General features: G+C 32.3%; 18 protein-coding genes and 1 pseudogene. 14 read left to right on the top strand and 5 right to left on the bottom strand.

All coding sequences use genetic code 11. The annotated features are described in order from the left end of the window. Positions 1 to 12 precede the first annotated feature (12 nt). Positions 13 to 903, bottom strand: a complete 891-nt coding sequence (locus Q4Q35_RS02585; RefSeq protein WP_303276362.1) for an aldose 1-epimerase family protein — start codon at positions 901 to 903, stop codon at positions 13 to 15. Between the two features lie 80 nt (positions 904 to 983). Here Q4Q35_RS02585 and Q4Q35_RS02580 point away from each other — a divergent pair, with 80 nt between their 5' ends. After that, a complete protein-coding gene (locus Q4Q35_RS02580; RefSeq protein ID WP_303276361.1) occupies positions 984 to 2276 on the top strand; it encodes an anthranilate synthase component I family protein in 1293 nt (430 codons plus the stop codon). Here Q4Q35_RS02580 and Q4Q35_RS02575 read toward each other — a convergent pair. Continuing rightward, on the bottom strand, positions 2273 to 2965 hold the full coding sequence (locus tag Q4Q35_RS02575; protein WP_303276360.1) for a hypothetical protein: 693 nt from the start codon (positions 2963 to 2965) through the stop codon (positions 2273 to 2275). The genes Q4Q35_RS02580 and Q4Q35_RS02575 overlap by 4 nt on opposite strands. A gap of 124 nt (positions 2966 to 3089) precedes the next feature. Between Q4Q35_RS02575 and tilS the strand changes: the two genes are divergently transcribed. The 4 genes from tilS to Q4Q35_RS02555 all read left to right on the top strand — a co-directional run bounded on the left by tilS (position 3090) and on the right by Q4Q35_RS02555 (position 9491). Next, on the top strand, positions 3090 to 4412 hold the full coding sequence (gene tilS, locus Q4Q35_RS02570) for a tRNA lysidine(34) synthetase TilS (protein WP_303276359.1): 1323 nt from the start codon (positions 3090 to 3092) through the stop codon (positions 4410 to 4412). Between the two features lie 148 nt (positions 4413 to 4560). Further along, a complete protein-coding gene (ade, locus tag Q4Q35_RS02565; protein ID WP_303276358.1) occupies positions 4561 to 6180 on the top strand; it encodes an adenine deaminase in 1620 nt (539 codons plus the stop codon). 77 nt (positions 6181 to 6257) lie between these two features. After that, entirely contained in the window at positions 6258 to 7217 is a 960-nt protein-coding gene (locus Q4Q35_RS02560; RefSeq protein WP_303276357.1) for a YheT family hydrolase, read from the top strand. A 348-nt stretch (positions 7218 to 7565) separates the two neighbouring features. Continuing rightward, positions 7566 to 9491, top strand: a complete 1926-nt coding sequence (locus tag Q4Q35_RS02555) for an alpha-L-fucosidase (protein ID WP_303276356.1) — start codon at positions 7566 to 7568, stop codon at positions 9489 to 9491. Between the two features lie 161 nt (positions 9492 to 9652). Here the strand turns inward: Q4Q35_RS02555 and Q4Q35_RS02550 are convergent, their stop codons facing one another. The 3 genes from Q4Q35_RS02550 to Q4Q35_RS02540 all read right to left on the bottom strand — a co-directional run bounded on the left by Q4Q35_RS02550 (position 9653) and on the right by Q4Q35_RS02540 (position 12252). Next, the gene (locus tag Q4Q35_RS02550) at positions 9653 to 10345 is read right to left on the bottom strand and encodes a hypothetical protein (RefSeq protein ID WP_303276355.1); all 693 of its coding nucleotides are present in this window, start codon (positions 10343 to 10345) and stop codon (positions 9653 to 9655) included. Positions 10346 to 10648: 303 nt separating this feature from the next. Then, positions 10649 to 11590, bottom strand: coding sequence for a hypothetical protein (locus Q4Q35_RS02545; protein ID WP_303276354.1), 942 nt, complete (start codon positions 11588 to 11590; stop codon positions 10649 to 10651). A gap of 200 nt (positions 11591 to 11790) precedes the next feature. Then, positions 11791 to 12252: an Lrp/AsnC family transcriptional regulator gene (locus Q4Q35_RS02540; RefSeq protein WP_303276353.1), complete on the bottom strand. Its 462-nt coding sequence runs from the start codon at positions 12250 to 12252 to the stop codon at positions 11791 to 11793. A 162-nt stretch (positions 12253 to 12414) separates the two neighbouring features. Between Q4Q35_RS02540 and Q4Q35_RS02535 the strand changes: the two genes are divergently transcribed. The 9 genes and pseudogenes from Q4Q35_RS02535 (at position 12415) to Q4Q35_RS02495 (ending at position 21074) form a co-directional block, all read left to right on the top strand. Continuing rightward, complete coding sequence (locus Q4Q35_RS02535) at positions 12415 to 13365, top strand: NAD-dependent epimerase/dehydratase family protein (protein WP_303276352.1); 951 nt, start codon at positions 12415 to 12417, stop codon at positions 13363 to 13365. A gap of 29 nt (positions 13366 to 13394) precedes the next feature. Beyond that, positions 13395 to 14612, top strand: a complete 1218-nt coding sequence (kbl, locus tag Q4Q35_RS02530; RefSeq protein ID WP_303276351.1) for a glycine C-acetyltransferase — start codon at positions 13395 to 13397, stop codon at positions 14610 to 14612. 226 nt (positions 14613 to 14838) lie between these two features. After that, positions 14839 to 15300, top strand: a complete 462-nt coding sequence (locus tag Q4Q35_RS02525; protein ID WP_303276350.1) for a (2Fe-2S)-binding protein — start codon at positions 14839 to 14841, stop codon at positions 15298 to 15300. Positions 15301 to 15319: 19 nt separating this feature from the next. Continuing rightward, a pseudogene (locus tag Q4Q35_RS02520) lies at positions 15320 to 17472 on the top strand (xanthine dehydrogenase family protein molybdopterin-binding subunit). 12 nt (positions 17473 to 17484) lie between these two features. After that, on the top strand, positions 17485 to 18498 hold the full coding sequence (locus Q4Q35_RS02515) for an XdhC family protein (RefSeq protein WP_303276349.1): 1014 nt from the start codon (positions 17485 to 17487) through the stop codon (positions 18496 to 18498). A 12-nt stretch (positions 18499 to 18510) separates the two neighbouring features. After that, positions 18511 to 19113, top strand: a complete 603-nt coding sequence (locus tag Q4Q35_RS02510) for a nucleotidyltransferase family protein (protein WP_303276348.1) — start codon at positions 18511 to 18513, stop codon at positions 19111 to 19113. 585 nt (positions 19114 to 19698) lie between these two features. Continuing rightward, positions 19699 to 20223, top strand: a complete 525-nt coding sequence (locus tag Q4Q35_RS02505; RefSeq protein ID WP_303276347.1) for a hypothetical protein — start codon at positions 19699 to 19701, stop codon at positions 20221 to 20223. 3 nt (positions 20224 to 20226) lie between these two features. Then, complete coding sequence (locus Q4Q35_RS02500) at positions 20227 to 20640, top strand: helix-turn-helix domain-containing protein (RefSeq protein ID WP_303276346.1); 414 nt, start codon at positions 20227 to 20229, stop codon at positions 20638 to 20640. Positions 20641 to 20642: 2 nt separating this feature from the next. Continuing rightward, positions 20643 to 21074, top strand: a complete 432-nt coding sequence (locus Q4Q35_RS02495; RefSeq protein WP_303276345.1) for a hypothetical protein — start codon at positions 20643 to 20645, stop codon at positions 21072 to 21074. The last annotated feature ends 122 nt before the right edge of the window (positions 21075 to 21196 follow it).

Raw genomic sequence — 21196 nt, 5'->3', positions numbered from 1 at the left:
TTAATATTTCGTTTAACTAAGATGCTTGTTATGTATCTCAATAGTATAAGATGCCGTAAAAGTATCATTGCCGTTTAGTTTTATAACCCCTTCTTTAGTAGTAAGCTCCTGATTGGTATTTTCGTTATCGGCAATACCCAACCAAGGTTCAATACAAACATAATTAGCATTTGGTTTAGCCCAAATACCTAAATATGGAAAATCATTATAGCTTACCGAAACAATTTCACCCCGTAATTTACTTTTTAAAGTAATGCGTTTAGACTTTAAATCTTTAAAAATAAGTGCATCATCATTAAATAAATTATATTCTAATTGGATATGATTTGAATTTTCTAAACAAGGTCTGGTTTTCGAATTTGCAAGTCCGTTATCAGCATTTATTAAATGAGTTTCAGAATTTTCAATATGATCGAACTCTAAAATATAATCGTTATATTTTTCATCGTCATAAAGCGGACATTTAAAAGCAGGGTGTCCGCCAAGTGAAAAATACATGGGGTTTATATCGCAGTTTTTAATGTTATGTATAACTTCAATAGTATTATCTACTAATTTATAAGTAATATAAAACTCAAATTTAAAAGGGTATATTTTTAATAAGTCGACATCATAACTCAATTTAAAGGTTAAAGAATCCTGATTTTGCTCGTGCAAAGCTATGTTACCATTGTGTCTTATAAAACCATGTTTAGGTAAGGCGTATTTTTTATTTTCGAAAAAATAGGTATTGTCTTTTAATGCACCAATAATAGGGAATAGGTTAGGAGCATAACTTCCCCAAACCTTTGGATTGGCATCCCACATAAATTGGGTATTGTTTTTTACTGATGAAATTTGACATAGTTCAGCCCCAATTTTTTTTACGCTTATTTTAAGTGTATCGTTTTGTATAGTGTACATAGAAACCAATATTTAAACTAATTCGCAAAATTCTTAATTTTTTAAGGATTCTAACTAACTTTACACATTAAATTTTATTATTGAGAACAACACAAATTCACAAATTAGATAATGCTGATCAATTTAAAAATCAATTATTGATTTGGAGTCAGCAATTTGATGATGTAGTTTGGTTAGATTCTAACAACTACGAACAAAATTATTCAAACTACGAAGCAGTATTGGCCGTGGATGCTTTCACAAGTATTCAAACGCATTTTGAAGGCAGTTTTGACATGCTTAAAGAATATCAAACCAATGTAAACGATTGGATTTTTGGGTATTTAACTTACGATTTAAAAAACGATGTTGAAGATTTAAACTCTAACAATTTTGATAGTTTAGGGTTTCCAGATTTGTATTTTTTTCAACCTAAAAAACTGTTTCTATTTAAAGGAAATCAGGTTGAAATACAATATTTAAATTGTGTTGATGATGAATTAGAAGACGATTTAAAAAGCATACATCATTGCAGAGAGGAACGAGATAATAATAAAGAAAACCAAGTAAAAATAAAGCTTCGTATACATAAAGATGCCTATTTTGATAAAGTAAATAAAATGCTGGCACACATTCATAGAGGTGATATTTACGAGGCTAATTTTTGTCAGGAGTTTTACGCAGAAAACACACGTATTAATCCATTGGAAACCTATTTAAAGCTTAACAGAATTTCCAAACCACCATTTGCAACATTTTTAAAGTGTGGAGATAAATATTTGTTGTCTGCATCGCCAGAGCGTTATTTAAAAAAGGAAGTGCAAACCGTTATTTCGCAACCTATAAAAGGAACGGCTAAACGTTCGGAGAATATACTGGAAGATGAGGCGTTAAAAGAAGCCTTATCCCAAGACATAAAAGAGCGCAGTGAAAATATTATGATAGTTGATTTGGTGCGTAACGATTTATCAAAAACGGCTATAAAAGGCAGTGTAGAAGTCGAAGAACTAACTAAAGTATATACGTTCGATCAAGTACATCAAATGATTTCTACAGTAACCTCAAAGATTGAAGCAACAACACATGCAGTCGATGTTATTAAGAGTACATTCCCCATGGGAAGTATGACAGGGGCACCAAAAATTTCGGCCATGCGAATTATTGAAGATTTAGAAGAAACCAAACGAGGTTTATATTCTGGGTCTGTGGGGTACTTTTCTCCAACTGGCGATTTCGATTTTAATGTGGTTATAAGAAGTATTCTTTATAACGAAACCAAAAAATACGTGTCTTATTCGGTAGGAGGCGCTATAACAGCAAAAAGTGATCCGTTAAAAGAATATGAAGAATGTTTAGTCAAAGCAAAAGCAATGAGAGAAGTTTTAGAAAATTAACTCAAATGCTTTCTTAAACTTTTTTCAACAGCATCCATTATATTTACAATGCGACCAATTTCAATATTCTTAATTTTTGATATTTCCTCAAATTGTAATTTTCCAAACACGAATAGATCAACAACATTAGTAATATTTAATGGAAGCCACGAGTAAAACTTACCTAATACTTTTTTCGTATTTATAGATGATGTATCTCCTACTTCAAAAGCACTTAAAACAGATGTAGAATTATCATCGTACAAAAATAAATGTTTGTGTTTGGTATTTTGATGATATGAAATATCGTCTAACTCTTCATTCATAATAAAATCAAACCCCTCATCAATAGTATATTTTTCTTCCAAAGAATCCAATTCTTCTTCTAAAATAGAATTAGTACTCACTGTGTTTTTATGAAAATCTTCTTTTTTAAAAAGCTCATCTAGATCATAGTCCACAATTTTAAATAGTTTAATTTTTATAGACATCGTGTCTAAATCTATATCATACCCACTCTCATAAAATTTAGCAATACATTCATCAATAAGATCATTGGAGGTATACATGTTTATTGGAATGACACCAGTAGATTCGGCAACATATAATCGATGCTTTACGTAAGGTTTTAAATGTTGCGTAGCAGAAACCACTTTTTTATCAAAAGTAGTTTGCGTTGTTTTATCATTTAATTTATCTATAGAACACATAATAAAAAGGATTAGAATTAATACTTTTAAAGTTACAAAACCTGCTATATTTTAACATGATAAATGTCATTTGATAATTAGTTTATGATACTAAATTGAATATTCAAAGTTGTATATTTGAAACATGATTGAGCAATTTCAGCAACACTTAAATTCTAAGTTTTCATTCTTAAAAAAGAACAAACTTCTTTTAGCCATTTCCGGAGGATTAGATAGTGTCGCTTTAACTCATTTATGTCATCAATTAAACTTAAACATTGCCTTAGCACATTGTAATTTTAATTTAAGAGGACAAGAAAGTGATGCCGATGAAGATTTTGTGTTACAATTAGCAGAAGATTTAGACTTAGAAGTTTTTATTGAAAATTTTGATACTGAAAATTATGCTAATAAAAATAAGCTGTCAACACAAATGGCAGCTCGAGAACTCCGTTATAATTGGTTTGAAACATTAGCAGCACAATTACAATTCGATTATATATTAACGGCACATCATGCAGACGATAATTTAGAAACTTTTTTAATCAACTTATCCAGAGGAACTGGATTGGATGGTTTAAAAGGGATTCCAGAAGTGAATGATAATATCGTTAGACCATTGCTGCCATTCTCAAGAGACGTTATTGAAACGTATGCAAAAGACAACCATTTAAAATGGCGAGAAGATAGTAGTAACGCCTCTACAAAATATTTAAGGAATAAGCTGCGACATGATGTCGTACCTGTTTTAAAAGAGATCAACCCACAATTATTACAAAACTTCCAGAATACACTAAGTCACTTAAACGATACAGTAGACCTTGTTAAAGAAAGTGTAGAAGCGCTATTAAAACGAGCCAAAACAATCAAAAATAATCAAGTAACATACAAGATTTCAGAATTTAAAAAAGTAAATAATTCAAAAGCTTATTTATTTGAAGCGTTTAAGGCGTACGGATTCACGGAATGGAATGATGTTACTAATTTATTAGATGCTCAATCTGGAAAACAGATACTTTCTTCAACACACCGTTTAATAAAGGATAGAGAGTTTCTACTTTTAACAGAACTAAAACCAGATGTTATTCTAAGCGAAAGTGACGTGTTTTTTATAAGTGACAAAGAAGAAAAAAAAAGCATCTCTTTAGGCGTTTTACACTTTGAAAAAGGCGATGATGTATTACAAAAAATATCAAAGGCTATTTATGTAGATAAAGATTTGTTAGAGTTTCCATTAACAGTTAGAAAATGGCAAGAAGGCGATTATTTTTATCCGTTTGGAATGACAGGTAAAAAGAAGTTGAGCAAATATTTTAAAGACGAAAAATTATCACTTTTAGATAAAGAAAACACATGGTTATTATGTTCGAAGGGGAACATTGTTTGGATAATTAATAGAAGAGCAGATAACAGATTTAGAGTTGCTAAGAAGACGAAAAACATTCTAAAAATTGAATTAAAAAAGTAGCTTCATTTGTTAACTTTTGTCATTAAGTTTTACAAAAAGAATAATTATAAAATAATTCCAAATTTTGGAGAATATATAAATGCTGAAAACAGTATTTGCTTTGAAAAAAACATAGAAAAGCAAACTTTAGTTTAAAAAACAATATAAATTGAAACTTCAAGGAAATATAGTAGACATACAAAATAAACGCATTTTTAAAGGAGAAATTACTTTTGAAAACGGAAAGATTTCTACAATTCAAGAAAAAGAACATAATGTAGATCAATACATTCTTCCTGGTTTTGTAGATGCACATATCCATATAGAAAGCTCTATGCTGGTACCTAGTGAATTTGCACGTTTGGCAGTTACGCACGGCACAGTAGCAACGGTTTCCGATCCACACGAAATAGCCAATGTTCTAGGCATAGAAGGTGTCGAATTCATGATTGAAAACGGAAAGGAAGTACCCTTTAAATTCAATTTTGGAGCGCCATCTTGTGTGCCGGCAACAAATTTTGAATCGGCAGGAGCCACTATAGATTCAGATGCCATAAAAACACTTCTTGAAAACCTAGATATCAAGTATTTAGCAGAAATGATGAATTACCCCGGGGTGTTGTTTGATGATGCCGAAGTGATGAAAAAGATAGCTTGGGCTAAGCATTATAATAAGCCTATTGATGGCCATGCTCCCGGTTTAAGAGGCGATGATATTACAAAATATATTAATGCTGGAATTTCTACAGACCATGAATGCTTTACTTATGAAGAAGCTTTAGAAAAGCTTGAAAAAGGCATGAAAGTTATCCTTCGAGAAGGAAGTGCAGCTAAAAACTTTGACGCTTTAATAGATTTACTACCTGAGCATTTTGAAGAAATGATGTTTTGCAGTGACGATAAACATCCCGACGACTTACTATTACACCATATTAATAATTTATGCGCCAGAGCTGTCTCAAAAGGGGTAGACGTTTTCAAAGTATTAAAAGTAGCATGTGTTAATCCCGTAAAGCATTATGGTTTAGATGTTGGTTTACTGCAAGAAGATGACTTTGCAGACTTTATAGTTGTTGAAGATCTCATCGACTTTAAAACGATTCAAACCTATATAAACGGTGAATTGGTGTTCGATAAAGGAACCTCTTTAATACAATCAGTAGCTTTTAAAAAACTTAATAACTTTAATTGTAATAAAAAAGAAATATCAGATTTCCGATTTGAACCATCATTAAAACAAATCCGTGTAATAGAGGCCTTAGAAGGACAGCTAGTAACAAATGAACTCATAGAAGAAGCCTCTGTACAAGACGGAAATCTGGTTTCCAATATCGAGGCTGATGTTCTTAAAATGACAGTTGTAAATAGATACCAAAATCAAAAACCCGCTATTGCTTTTATTAAAAATTTCGGATTAAAAGAAGGTGCTATAGCCTCATCTGTTGGTCACGATTCTCATAATATTATAGCAGTTGGCGTTAGTGATGAAGCTATTTGTAAAGCAGTAAACTTACTTATTGAGGATAAAGGAGGTATTTGCGCTATTTCAAATTCCGAGGAGAAAACAGTTCCACTTCCCATAGCAGGTATTATGAGCGATAAAGATGGTGAAACCGTAGGAAAACAATATGCCGAATTAGATATTATGGCAAAGCAACTAGGAAGCAAATTAAATGCCCCCTATATGACTCTATCGTTTATGGCATTGTTAGTCATCCCATCATTAAAACTAAGTGATAAAGGGTTGTTTAACGGCACCGATTTTAAATTTACTTCCCTAGAGGTCTAATTAATCACCAAACACAAAGCGCAAAATACAGAACACTGAACACTGACCACTGACCACCGAAAACCGAAAACTAACATATGCCAATAATAGAACCAACCTACAAGCCACCATTTTATTTTAAAAATGGATTTGTTTCAACAGTATATTCAGGTTTAGCAAGACGTGTTTCTTTAAAGCAAGAACGAGAACGTATTACTTTGAATGATGGTGATTTTTTAGATTTAGATTGGAGTTATTCGAAAGAAAAAAGTAATAAACTCATTGTTTTATTACACGGATTAGAAGGGCATGGACAAAGGCCATACGTTACAGGCACGGCTAAACTTTTTAATACTAAAGGAATAGATGCCGTTTGTGTTAATTTTAGAGGTTGCAGTGGCGAAGATAATTTGAAATATAGAAGTTATCATTCTGGTGCAACAGAAGATTTAGAAGCAGTAATTGAACATGTAATTTCATCAAAACATTACACCGAAATTTATTTGAAGGGTATTAGTCTGGGAGCCAATTTAATTTTAAAATACTTAGGAGAACGAAATACAATTCATAACCAAATAAAAGCAGCAATAGCAATATCAGTACCATGTGATTTGTATGGATCTTCTAAAGAACTGCATAAAATAAAGAATAAATTATATCATGACCGTTTTAAAAAGCATTTAGTAGGTAGGTTAAAAATAAAACAACAAAAGTTTGAAAAGAACCTAAGTATAGAAGATATAAAGTCTATTAAAACGTTATTAGATTTTGATGATGTATACACCTCTAAAGCACATGGATTTACAGATGCTTTAGACTATTATGAAAAGTGTAGTAGTTTGCAGTTTCTAAATAAAATAAAAATACCAACACTTATTATAAACGCTCTTAATGATTCTTTTTTACCACCAGAATGTTATCCTGTAAAAGAAGCTAAAGAAAATTCTAACCTCTTTTTAGAAATGCCAAAATATGGAGGTCACGTAGGGTTTGTTGATAAAAGAAACGTCTATTACAATGAAAAACGCGCTTTAGAATTTATTGAAGAATCATTTTAGATTGATTTTGTTAATTAGTTTATTATTAGTGTTTTATGTGTTTTTTATTAACGTGTGTTTATTCAGGTAGAGTTAAGGTTCGTAATTTAGTCCAAGCCTAATATTTTACTCACAATTAATTAGCAGTATTGTATAATTATTTAGTTAAAATTGTCTTTTAATTAATAAGACTTTTTATTACATTACAGATCTATTATTTTCAAGGAAACAATAACTATTTGTGATGTGTCTTCTAATAGAAAACGACTAGAAGATTTAAGCAAAGTATAATGAATATTAAGTAAGTGGAAAACACGTAAATTAGTAAAATTGTATTAGTGTTTTTATATAAAAAGTAAAAGAATGCAAATGAAAAATAATTTAAAAACAACCTTAATAGCAGTCATTAACATTGCGATGTTATTGGTATTTGTTGGATGTAATAATACAGTAAAGACGGACAAACAATCTAGTCATAAACCAATTATTCCACCAAAACCACGATTACAGGTGGATATAGCAGCGGGTAGTCCTGATTTACAATGGTGGCGTGATGCTAAAATAACTCGAGAACAGCGTTTAGTAGACTGGCGTGATGCTCGATTTGGTTGTTTTATTCATTGGAATGCCTCTGCATTGCTGGGAAGTACCTGGAAAGGAAAAGCCTATCGTGGTTATGGAGAGCATATACAACGAATGGCAAAAATACCTTGTGAGGAATACCGACGCGATGTTGTTGGTAAATTTAACCCCACCAAATTCAATGCCGATGAATGGGCAAATACTATTCAAAAAGCAGGCATGCGATATGTAATAATCACAGCTAAACATCACGATGGATTTGCAGTGTATGATTCGGATGTTAGCGATTATAATATGCTAAAAGCCACTCCCTTTGGTCGTGATCCAATGGCTGAACTAAAAGCAGCTTGTGATAAAAATGGATTAAAATTTGGATTTTATTATTCACATGCATTTGATTGGGGAGAACCTAATGGATCTGGAAATGACTGGGATTATGAAAACCCTGGAGGCGACAAACATTTATTTGCAACAAGAGAAACTAAATGGTATGATGAGCACCCAGAGATCGCTCCTCGAATTCGTAAATATGTAGAAGAGAAGTCAATACCGCAAGTTTTAGAACTCATCAATAAGTATGATCCTGATTTCTTATGGTTTGACACACCACATAAGCTACCACCCGAAGAGAATCTTCGTATTTTAAAAGCTGCACGTGCCGCCAAACCAAGCATTGTGATCAATAGTCGTGGTGTTCAGCCCTATGATGGTATGCCAAGTCATTTTGGTGATTATAGGAGTACTGGTGATCGAGCAGTTGATTTCCCAACAAGAGATGGTGATTGGGAAGCCATTCCTACTACCAATGAATCATATGGTTATAGTGAATCAGATCGTAGCCACAAAACACCTGAATACCTTACTCGTGTTTTGGTAAAAGCAGTAGCAAGAGGTGGAAATATGCTTCTTAATATTGGCCCTAAAGGAGACGGAGTAATTGATACACCAGATATTAATATACTTGAAAGCATCGGTAAGTGGATGGATGTTAATGAAGCGAGTATACGTGGTACGGTTCGTACCACACTCCCGGTACAAGCGTGGGGTGAGTCTACAAGAAAGAAAAATACATTTTACTTACATGTCTTTAATTGGCCTACCAACGGCGTTCTAAAATTAGGAGGATTTTTAGGAAAGGTGAATAAAGCATGGCTTTTGTCTGATAAAAATCAAACAGCTATAGCACATAAACGTACTGATGACATGACTGTACAATTTGAGGTTCCAACGGAAGCTCCTGATTTAGCTAGCAGCGTGATTGTTGTCGAGGTAGATGACGCAGAGAATGTCGATTCACACCGTCTAATTTCAACAACCCAAGACAATATGCTTCGCGCTTTTGATGGATTAGCTGTTGGCGGTGAATTTAAATACGGAAACGGTAAATCAACAGATAACGGTGTTTCTGGTTGGAAACATAATGATCAATTAATGACATGGCCAGTGTATCTTTCTGAAGCAGGTAAATTTAAAGTCATAGCCGAATATAAACCTTTCAAGCAATCAAATAAGTTTATTATTGAGGCTGGGAAGGCTATATTATCGGACACAACAAGATCCAATGAAAAAGGTTTTATTAAACATGATCTTGGGAATATAGACCTCTTATCGGGTAAGCAGGTGATTAAGATTCATTCTGATAGTATTCCTAAAGGCGATCTTATGAATTTACGTGCATTGCACTTTATACCGTTGTTTGAAGGAAATAATTAAAAGAATAACAGATCTCGATTTAGAATAAGTTTAAAGCGGGTAAGCTTGTATTATTTTAGATTCTAGATATAAAACTCTGAAGAATGTTTAATATCTTTTAAAACGAACTTTAGAGTTTGTTAAAGAAACTCATTAACCAGATTTTAATAATATTTTACACCTTATAGAACGTCGTCAATCACTTCTATTTCAGTAGTTTTTCTATCAAAAAAAGCTTCGACCTCTTCTCTATAAACATCATTTTTAAATTCTTCGGGATAATAATCTGTCCATTTTATAGTCTTTTTATGTGCTATTTCGTTTACGTTTTTTTTAGAAATAAAGGACTGAATATGATAGCTTGTTTTTTCATACCGACCTTGGTGCACACGTTTTTCTATCACACGAAGAAAACGAGAAGTATTTTTAATATAAAACACACATGCTATTATCAGAATCAGTATAGCAACTCCTATTGTATAAAATGGTTGAGGCGAGTACCAAGCCAAGCCAAATAATAAAACAGGAAGAAGTAAATATAAAAAGCTTTTAGCGACATTTATTTCTGCTTTTAAGATATTATTTTTCTCCCTAAACTTATGAAGAAATTTAGGTTTTAGTATAGCCTTTTTAATTGGTGATAGTAAAATTTCATCCACCTTTTTCTCAATAGTTTTTTGGTCAAAAAAAGCCTCGATATTTTCTTTAGTACCTGATTCAACGTCTTTCCATTTTACACGTTTTTTAATTAAAAATTTCTCTAATTTTTTGGAAGAAAGACATGTTTGAACTACATAATATTGTTTTTTATTTGGGCCTCTTTGTTCTGTTCTTTTTATAAGTCGATAATAGCGATAGTAAAAATTAGTATACAATTTATAGCTAATTATTACTAATACTACGGTTGCTACTAGTATAAATAAAGGCCAGGCACTATAAAAAAGAACTAATACTAGGCAGGCAATAAATGGGAATGTTAAACTGGTTAGTATAAAATCATAATTACTTACATGACTATAGTTGGTTTTATCATACCAATAAGATTTGTGTAGTGATTTTCTAATTTGGGACGTTTCTTTCATTTTTGTTTTTATATAAATTAGAGGATTGTTTTTTAAGATCGTATTTTTTAGGAGTAAACTATTTTGATTTACCACAGAAAATCAATTCTTGTTATATCATAAAACTTCTTCTATAACTTTTTTTTCAATGGTATCTTTATCAAAATAATACTCAGCACTTTTTCTGGAAATGTTTGGTTTAAATTCATGATGTTCATAATATTTCCATTTTATATCTTTTTTACGTTCTATTTTTTCTAGCTTTTTTTTGGAAATAAATGATTGTAAATGGTATGATGTTTCTTTATAGCGACCTTGCCACACAGTGCTTTCTATCAATCGAATATAACGATGGTTCTTTCTTATATAAAGTTGATACACTACTATGGTGCAAAATATAATAATCCCATACATAGCCAAATAGCCAAATAAAAACATATTGGAGGGTATAAATAATATTAATAACCTAAGTGAAATGATGATTAAAACGATCCCAAGTAGTATTCCAGGAACTATTAATGTAGATACATGGAAATTGTTTTTCTCAAAAAATTTATCACTGAATCTTGGCTTATGTATCGACTTCCTAATTTGAGATATTACAATGTCACTTCCCTTATTTTCAATCGTTTTTCGATCAAAAAAGGCCTCAGCCTCTTTTTTACCAGAATCATTATAAAATGATTTCACATTTCTCCATGTCGCATTCCCTTTATGAACTATTTTTTCTAGTTTTTTGTATGAAATACATGATTGAACAGCATAATATATACGATTTTCATTTTTACCTTGCTGTTCTGTTATTTTTAATATTCGATAATAGCGGTGATAAAAAGTGTTATAAATTTTAAATGCTACTATCATTACTACTACAGATATGCCTAAAATATATAAGGACAAATGAATCGTTAAATATATTACTAGAAAACCAAAAATAGTAATTAAAGCTATGAATATCATAAGCAGGAACAGACTCATATCCCCTCTATTACAACGATTGGTGTTGTCGTATCTATAAGGTTTGTGTAATGATTTTCGAACTTGGGGCGTTTCTTTCATCTTTGTTTTTCTATAATTTAGATTATTCTTTCTGTACGACTATAAATTATATGGTCATATCCTATAGAACCTGTGTTTTGAAGATTTCTTTAAGAGGGCTGAATCAATTTATTTAATCTCATGAATATGAGATGTAAGGCATAAAGGTATACTTATTAGTCTTGAATAAGTAAAATTTGTTACAAATATAACCATGATCGTTAAATATAAAACTCTGACGAATGTTTAATATCCTTTAAAACAAACGTACTGTTTAACACACCAATATTTTCAATTTTAGAAAGTTTATATTTTACAAAATTATGATAATCTTCCAGCCCTTTTGTGTTTATTTTTAAAATGAAGTCTACCTGACCAGCCATATGATAGCATTCTTGAACTTCGTCTAAATTTTGAATTTGCTCTTCAAATTTTTCAATAAAAGCTTCACTGTGATACCGCATAGAAACTTGACATATAGTAGTTACCGATCGTTCAATTAGTTTTTTATCAAGTATAGCAACATACTTTTTAATAAAACCTTGATTTTCTAGTCTGCGTATACGTTCGTAAATCGGAGAAGGAGTTAAATTTAAAATTTCAGCAATCTCTTTAGCCGTTTTTTTGGAGTCATTTTGTAAAATCCTAAGTATAGTAATGTCAGTTTGATCTAAATTTTCCATAATATGTCAAATAAAAATTATTGCAAAAAACGATTTTTTGATTACTTTAAAGTAAATATAGCTGTTTTTTGTTAATTTATAAGTTGTAAATACTTATTTTATTTATATATTACATTTTTAAAATGGTATTATTTAATTTTGAAAGCAAATAATACTTTTTATATGAGTGCAGTAATTTTAGTAATTGGAGCTAATGGACAGGTAGGAAGTGTGCTTACCAAAACATTACAGGATAAATACGGAAAAGAAAGAATCATTGCTTCAGATTTAGAAGATATAGGCAAATTTGATGGTATATTTGAAGTCATTGATGCTATGAATATAGATAGAATCAAGGAAGTTGTTTTACAGTATAAAGTAACTCAAATATATCACTTAGCAGCCATTCTATCTGCTAATGGAGAAGGTGACCCGTTGAGAGCATGGGATATAAATATAAAAACGTGGTTAAACGTTCTGGAGACTTCTAGAATATGTAACATAGAAAGGGTGTTTTATCCAAGTTCGATAGCAGTCTTTGGAAATAGTGCACCAAGAAATAGTACACCTAATAATGCTTATTTAGATCCGGAAACGGTATATGGCATTAGTAAAGTAGATGGCGAAAATTGGGCACAGTATTATCATATTAAATATGGTTTAGATGTTAGATCCATTCGCTATCCCGGTGTTATAGGATATCAGTCATTACCAAATGGAGGGACTACAGATTATGCTGTAGATATTTTCCATAAGGCTGTTTTAAATGAACCGTTTACTTGTTTTTTGAATAAGGAAACCACTTTGCCTATGATTTTCATAGATGATGCTATTAGAGCTACTATAGAGATTATGGAAACACCTATTGAGAATATAAAAGTTAGAACGTCATATAATATAGCAGGCATAAGTTTTTCACCAGAAGAAATTGCATTCGAAATTAAAGGTTTGTATCCCGATTTTAAAATTGATTACAAACCGGATTTCAGACAAGATATTGCCGATAAATGGCCAAAATCTATTAACGATTCTGAAGCAAGAATGGATTGGGATTGGGAGCCTGAATACGATTTGTGGGCTATTACAGAAACTATGATTAGTAAGCTGATAGAACAATATAAAATGACCGTTTGAGTTTATAAATAATATTAAAATAAAAAGATATGTATTCTAGCATAAAGCATGACTTGCAGAACGAAATTGAAGAAATTAAGGCAGCAGGATTATATAAAACAGAGCGAATTATAACAACGCCACAAGGTTCAGAAATAAGTACAACGAAATCGCTTAAAGTTCTGAATTTTTGTGCTAACAACTATTTGGGTTTGTCGTCTCACCCGGAAGTTATTGAAGCAGGTAAACAAGCTATTGATTCTCGCGGATATGGTATGTCTTCAGTACGCTTTATTTGTGGGACACAGGATATTCATAAAACACTAGAAGAAAAAACAGCGGCGTTTCTTGGGATGGAAGACTGTATATTATATGCAGCGGCGTTTGATGCGAATGGTGGTTTATTTGAACCTATTTTAAATGAAGAAGATGCTATTATTTCTGATGCTTTAAATCATGCCTCCATAATCGATGGGATTCGTTTATGTAAAGCGAAACGATTTCGATATGCTCATAACAGCATGACAGATTTGGAAACACAATTGATTCAAGCAGAAGGTGCTAGAAGAAAGCTTATAGTTACAGATGGTTCTTTTTCTATGGATGGTACTATTGCCCAGCTTGATAAAATTTGTGATTTAGCCGATAAGTATGATGCTTTAGTTATGATAGATGAATGTCACTCTACAGGTTTTATTGGTAAAACGGGGAGAGGGACACATGAATACAGAAATGTTATGGGACGAGTAGACATTATAACCGGTACCTATGGCAAAGCTTTGGGAGGTGCCTCAGGAGGATTCACGGCAGCAAGAAAGGAAATTGTCGATTTGTTAAGACAACGTTCCAGACCTTATTTATTTTCAAATACAGTGGCACCATCAATAGTAGGAGCTTCCATTAAGGTGTTAGATATTTTAAGTCATTCTACAGTGCTTAGAGATAAATTAGAAGTAAATACTAAATATTTTAGAGAAGAAATGACCGCAGCCGGATTTGATATTGTTCATGGAGATCACCCCATAGTGCCAGTTATGTTATACGAAGCAGCCTTAGCACAAGAGTTTGCAGCAAAATTACTAGAAGAAGGTATTTATGTTATTGGTTTTTTCTATCCAGTAGTACCAAAAGGAAAAGCGAGAATACGAGTGCAGCTATCAGCAAGTCATGAAAGACATCATTTAGATGAAGCGATAAAAGCTTTTATAAAGGTAGGCAAAGAACTTAATGTGATTTTAAACAAAAAGAATCTTCCGGAGCTTTCCTAACCTCAAAATTTTACTCCAGATTTTATTAAAAACAAGTGTATAACTTAATTTAGGAATCCATATTATATCCCATACATTAAAAAATAAAACAATGTAGTGGTTACTTGAGCGTCGTAGTGTTTTTATTAAAACAATGTTAAAAGAATATTAATAGTTAAAAATAGGTGCTGTTTTTTCGTATTTTTAAAAAGAACACATCTAAAATTTAACTTTAATACGTCACTTTATGCCAACTTTTAACTTAACAATTAACAGTAAAAAACATACTGTTGAGGCAGATATGGATACCCCATTACTTTGGGTTTTAAGAGATCAAATAGGATTGGTCGGTACCAAATATAGTTGTGGTATTGGTCAATGTGGTGCCTGTACCATTCATGTAGAAGGGAATGCCATGCGTAGTTGTTTACTTCAGGTATCTCAAGCCGAAGGCATGGAAATTACAACCATTGAAGGTCTTTCAAAAGAAGGTAATCACCCAGTACAACAAGCATGGAAAGATATTGATGTGCCTCAATGCGGTTATTGTCAATCCGGACAAATCATGACAGCGGCAGCATTTTTAGATAAAAACCCTAATCCCAATACTTCAGAAATACGAAATGCTATGCACGGTAATATTTGCAGGTGCGCTTCATATAATAGTATAGAAGAAGCAGTGAAAGTAGCAGCAGATAAATTAAGTTAACTAACCAAAAAAGTAAAAAATGGAACTCTCAAAACAAATCGCTTTTAGCAGAAGATCGTTTTTAAAAACATCAGCTTTAGCCAGTGGAGGCATGCTTATAGGTTTTAACTTATTTAATGCCTGTAAGTCTGATGTAGCACCTCCAATAGATTTAAGCAAACTAAACTACAACGATTTTAATGCCTATATTAAAATTTCTAAAGAAGGGAAAGTAACTATATTCTCGCCCAATCCGGAAATAGGCCAAGGAGTAAAAACCTCAATGCCAATGATTATAGCAGAAGAATTGGATGTATTATGGGACGATGTTTATGTGGTACAAGGCGCGCTAGATAGAAAAAACTATAAACGTCAGGTGGCAGGAGGAAGTGGTTCTATTCGTAGTTCATGGGAACCTTTACGACAAACAGGAGCCACAGCAAAACAGATGCTAATAAATGCAGCAGCAGCGAAATGGGGCGTTTCAGCTTCAGAATGTTCAGCAAAAGCAGGTGTCATTACAAATGCCAATGGCGATACATTGGGGTATGGAGATGTAGTAACCGAAGCAGCAACTTTAGAAGTACCTACAGACGTTACACTAAAAGAGCCTAAAGATTTTACCATTATAGGAAAAGGGAAATCTAATGTAGATATTGATAAGATTATTACCGGTAAACCTTTATTTGGTTTAGATTATAAAGAAGAAGGGATGCTGTATGCTTCAGTATTACGACCTCCGGCATTTGGGCAAATTTTAGAATCTTTTGATGACACAAGTGCTAAAAATATATCAGGTGTTACAAATGTCATTCAATTTGGTGATAAAATAGCTGTACTAGCTAAAAACACTTGGGCAGCGATAAAAGGAAAAAATGCTTTAAAAGCAAATTGGAAACAAGATTCAGAAGCAGAAGGTTCCAAGTTTCATGATGAAAGTTATTTGAAATATTAAACGGAAGCACATTCAATACCCTTAGAAAAGATGGAGATGTTAAAAAAGCATTTGCAGAAGCAGATACAGTATTAGAGCGCACTTACGAATCTCCGTTTTTACCACATAATTGCATGGAGCCTATGAATTTTTTCGCAGATGTAACAGATGAAAAGATTCATTTGGTTGGTCCTATACAAACCCCGGCAGGAGCAGCGAGAAGAGTGGCAAGGTTATTAGAAAGAAAAGAAGAAGAAGTACATTTAGAAATGACAAGAATGGGTGGTGGTTTTGGAAGAAGGCTGCGTAGTGATTTTGTTTTAGAGGCAGCAGAAATATCGAGTCTTTCCAAAAGTAAAATAAAGTTAGTCTATTCTCGTGAAGATGATATGACTACCGGTGTATACAAACCAGCTGTTAAATATAAAATAGCAGCCTCAATAAAAGACGGTAAGATTACTGGTTATCATCTTAAAGAAGCCTGTATTAATAGCAACATGTATGGCTTAGTGCCAAATTTCTTCCCTGCAGGAGCTATAGAGAACTATCAGGTAGATGCTGGCAATTACAAAAGTAATATTACGACCGGCCCATGGAGAGCACCTTATACCAATTTTTTAGCTAGCGCAGAACAGAGTTTTTTCGATGAGTTAGCAGAAGTTATGAAGGTAGACCGTATACAATTACATTTAGATTTATTACAAAAAGTAAAAGGAACAACAGATGATCGCATAAAGTATAACCCAGAGCGATTAGAAGGTGTTATAAAATTAGTAGTTGATAAATCCAACTGGGGTAAGGCAGAAGCAGGTGTTTATCAAGGGTTCTCAGTTTACTATTGTCATAATACACACGTAGCAGAAGTAGCCGATATAGTATTGGAAAATGGAATGCCTATCGTTAAAAAGGTAACCTGCGCAGTAGATTGTGGCGTTGTTGTTAACCCATTAGGAGCTATGAACCAGATTAAAGGCGGAATTATTGACGGTATAGGACATGCCATGTATGGCGATTTGGCTTTTGATCAAGGTATACCGCAATCAAAAAACTTTGATAGATTTCAATTAATTAGAATGGGAGAAACTCCGAAAGTGGATGTTCATTTTGTTAAAAATGAGATTGCTCCAACTGGTTTGGGAGAACCTTCGTTACCTCCTGTTGGTGGTGCTGTTGCGAATGCCATTTATGCAGCAACCGGAAAAAGGCTTACCAAACAGCCCTATATGAGTCATATAGAACTTGATAAAATGATAGGTTAATAACTAGTATATATGACGCATGAATTCAAAAATATAGTAGAAGACGCTTTTCTGTGCAAAAACAAAGGACTTAAAACGGTTTTAGCTTCCGTTGTGGCACTCGATGGATCGTCGTATAGAAAACCGGGTGTTAGAATGCTTATTAAGGAAAATGGCGATATGATAGGTGCTGTAAGCGGTGGTTGTGTTGAAAAGGAAATTCAGTTACAATCAGAAACCGTTTTTAAAACCGGCATTTCAAAAGTTATGACTTACGATGGGCGTTATAGGCTAGGTTGTGAAGGCGTTTTGTATATTTTACTGGAATTATTTACACCTTCCGAAGCATTTTACAAAACCTTTACTAAAAGTATAAAAGAAAGAATCTCATTCGAAATCGTATCGTTTTTTGAAAAAAAACCGACCTCAAACGCCAATTTCGGGTCTTTAGTAAAATTAAATAACGAACAATTTTCGGTTTCTAATAGTGTATTAAAAGCTAATAAACAGCTATCAGTTTTTAAACAAAGTTTACCACCTTGCTTTAAACTTGTTATTATTGGCGCAGAACATGATGCCGTTACATTATGTAAATACGCAACTTTAACAGGTTGGGAAACGACTATTGTTTCTGGTTCTTCAGAATCTAAGTCGATTAAAAATTTTTCCGGAGCCTCTGGTTTTTACACGGTATCACCTGAAAATATGGACGTTTCTAATATTGATAACCAAACGGCTATTGTGTTAATGACCCACAATTTTGCAAACGATTTGAGGTATTTGGTACAGTTAAAAGATACCAATCCAGTGTATATTGGTTTGTTAGGACCATCAAAGCGACGGGATGACATGTTATCTCAATTTATAGAATATTGTCCAGATGCAGATGATGCTTTTTTAGATACGATTCATGGACCAGCTGGATTAAATATAGGTTCTGAAACACCTCAGGAAATAGCCATATCCGTTATTTCAGAAATATTGGCTTTTACCAGACATCAAACTCCAATATCGTTAAGTAAAAAAGCAGGGAAGATTCATTCTTAATATTAATTTATAGTGTCCAACCCCTTAAATATTCCTATCGTTATTTTAGCTGCCGGTGCATCAAAACGTATGGGAACCGTAAAGCAATTAATGCCTTGGGGAGATACAACTCTTTTAGGACATGCCATTCAAATGGCATTAAAAACAAATACCAATAATGTTTTTGTGGTATTAGGAGCAAACTACCAAGTCATAAAAAAAGAGATAAGTGAGTTTCCGGTTACCATTATCCAAAACAAAGATTGGGAATTAGGTTTGGGGAAATCTATAGCCTGCGCTATTCGTCATATTTTAAATTTGAGAGAGGCTGATGCTGTGCTTATTTGTTTGGCAGATCAGCCATTTATAGATACGACGTTTTTAAATACGTTAATAGAAAACTTTACTCCTAATTCAAATCAAATTATAGCGACTTCTTATAAAAATGATGTTTCTGGTGTTCCAGTGATTTTTGATAAGGTATACTTATCCGAATTATCAAAATTAGATGATGATAAAGGTGCTAAAATCATTCTTAAAAAATATGCAGCTTTGGTAAAAACCTTTAAGCCCAAATTGGAAAATATTGATTTGGATTATATGGAAGATTATGAGAAGTTTTTTAAAAAGTCTTAATTTTCTCCGCCAGTTACAAACTGGAGGCAGCAGGGGTGGCTTCTTACTTTTATTTATTTCTTACTCGATACGGCACTCATCAAAGACGAAGCGCAGCACATACGAGGACTAGCAGGGGTTACAAAGCCGGTTTCTATCAGATTGTTGTATATATAATCTATTTTTTGTTTTATAACTACTTCACTCCATAATTCTATATTCGATAGCGCGGATTTGCAATCCGTGCCCTACTAAATAAAATTTTTATACTTTGCAAAAAAAACAGAAAATGTACACTAAGTACAAAACCACTATGACCGATGCTGGTTATTTTACATATTTTTTGAGTTTAAGGAAATATGGCACGGATTTCAAATCCGCGCTATCGGGTTTTCGCTTTTGGGTAATCTTAAATGTAATTTTTTTAGGATGAGTCAATATGGTATTCTTTAAAAATATAAACATGTGAATGAAAAATCTTGTTAATAAGTAGATTAAGCTTACTTTTAAACTTATCAAATGTTGTTGTATTTTCATCAAAATTTTTATTTCCTTTAATAATGTTTTTAACTTAAAAGTGAAATTTATTTGTAATTTAACCTATAAGTGAATATCTTTGCTCATATAAAACCGATAGCGCAATACAACAAAGTATCTTATTACTCTGTTTGTATAAATAGCGAAGAAAATTCTTTGTTTGAAGAATTCATCAAGAAACATACAAAAGAAAATAACGAAAAATTAGACCATATTTTAAATTGGCTAAGACAAATAGGTATCAATTATGGTGCAAAACCAGATTATTTTAGACCAGAAGGTGAGACAGCAGATACTTCAGCGCTTCCACCAAAAGGAATCAATAGAAAACCTCAGTACACAGAATATGGTAAAAAGAAAGCCAATAACTTGAGGTTATATTGCCTTAGAGCAAATGACAGTGTTGTAATTTTATTTAGCGGTGATATTAAGATAAAAGATAAAGCACAAGATTGCCCAAATGTCAAGCGACATTTTAAATTAGCTAACAGACTTACAAAAGCCATAGATAAAGCTTTTCATGAGGACGAAATAATTTGGAATGACGATTGTACTCAAATAATTTACAAAGAAGATTTACAAATTTATTTTTAAAGAATGACATTTCCAAAAGAAAATATTATTGATAATTGGTTAAATCAAAAAGGAGATCCAGAAGTAGCTAAACTTGTAGAGAGAAATCTGTCAATAGCAAATAGAGTTTTGACAATACTTAAAGAAAGAGGTATTAATAAAAGTAAATTTGCAGAAATGTTAGAAAAAAAACCTTCTGAGATAACTAAATGGTTAAGTGGTGCTCATAATCTAACAATGAAAAGTATTGTGAAGATGGAGATTGCTTTGGGAATTAACTTATTAGCTGTAGTCGGCGCGAATAATAATAATAATCCATCCGAAAAAGAGTATGTATACTTGGGATCTATCCAAGGTTCTATAGAAGAAGCTATCAATGATTATCATAAAACAACTATCAATGATAAACCTGATAGTGACTTTGATATTGCCATGTAAGAATGAAAGACGTAAAAATTATTCCTGAAAATATAAACCTTTTTTACATTAAGGTTAGTGAATGTATTATTAATGATTCTCAGAAAGATGAAAGGTTGAATTACGGAATTAATGTAGCTCATAATATTCAGAATAATCTTAAAGAAGAAAAAATTAGAATTGAATTAATTTTAGATATTAAAAGTTCCGATGCTAATAATGAATTTAATGCAAACTTCAATATTGATTTTCAATTCAAAATTAAAGATTTAGCTGATTATTATGAAAAGGATAATAAAGAACCTGTTTTTGACGGGTTATTTATATCTACTTTGATGGGGATAAGTTTTTCTACAGCTAGAGGTATAATCTTTGAACGCTTATCTAAAACTAATATGAGAAATGTTATTCTCCCAGTTGTTTCTCCTAGTAAATTGCTTTTTAAAGACCAATAAAATGTCCATCTAGTATAATAACCTTGGATCATAAAGTAAATTGAGGTATATTTTTTAATAGTTTTCTATATATTAGGTCTTGAATTAATTTGACTTAATTGTATATGAAAAGATATATTTAC

It is taken from the genome of Flavivirga aquimarina (assembly GCF_030540835.1).
In the GTDB taxonomy this organism is placed as follows: domain Bacteria; phylum Bacteroidota; class Bacteroidia; order Flavobacteriales; family Flavobacteriaceae; genus Flavivirga; species Flavivirga aquimarina.
The sequence above is the reverse complement of the archived record's forward strand: the minus strand, read 5'-3'. Positions and strand labels throughout refer to the sequence as shown.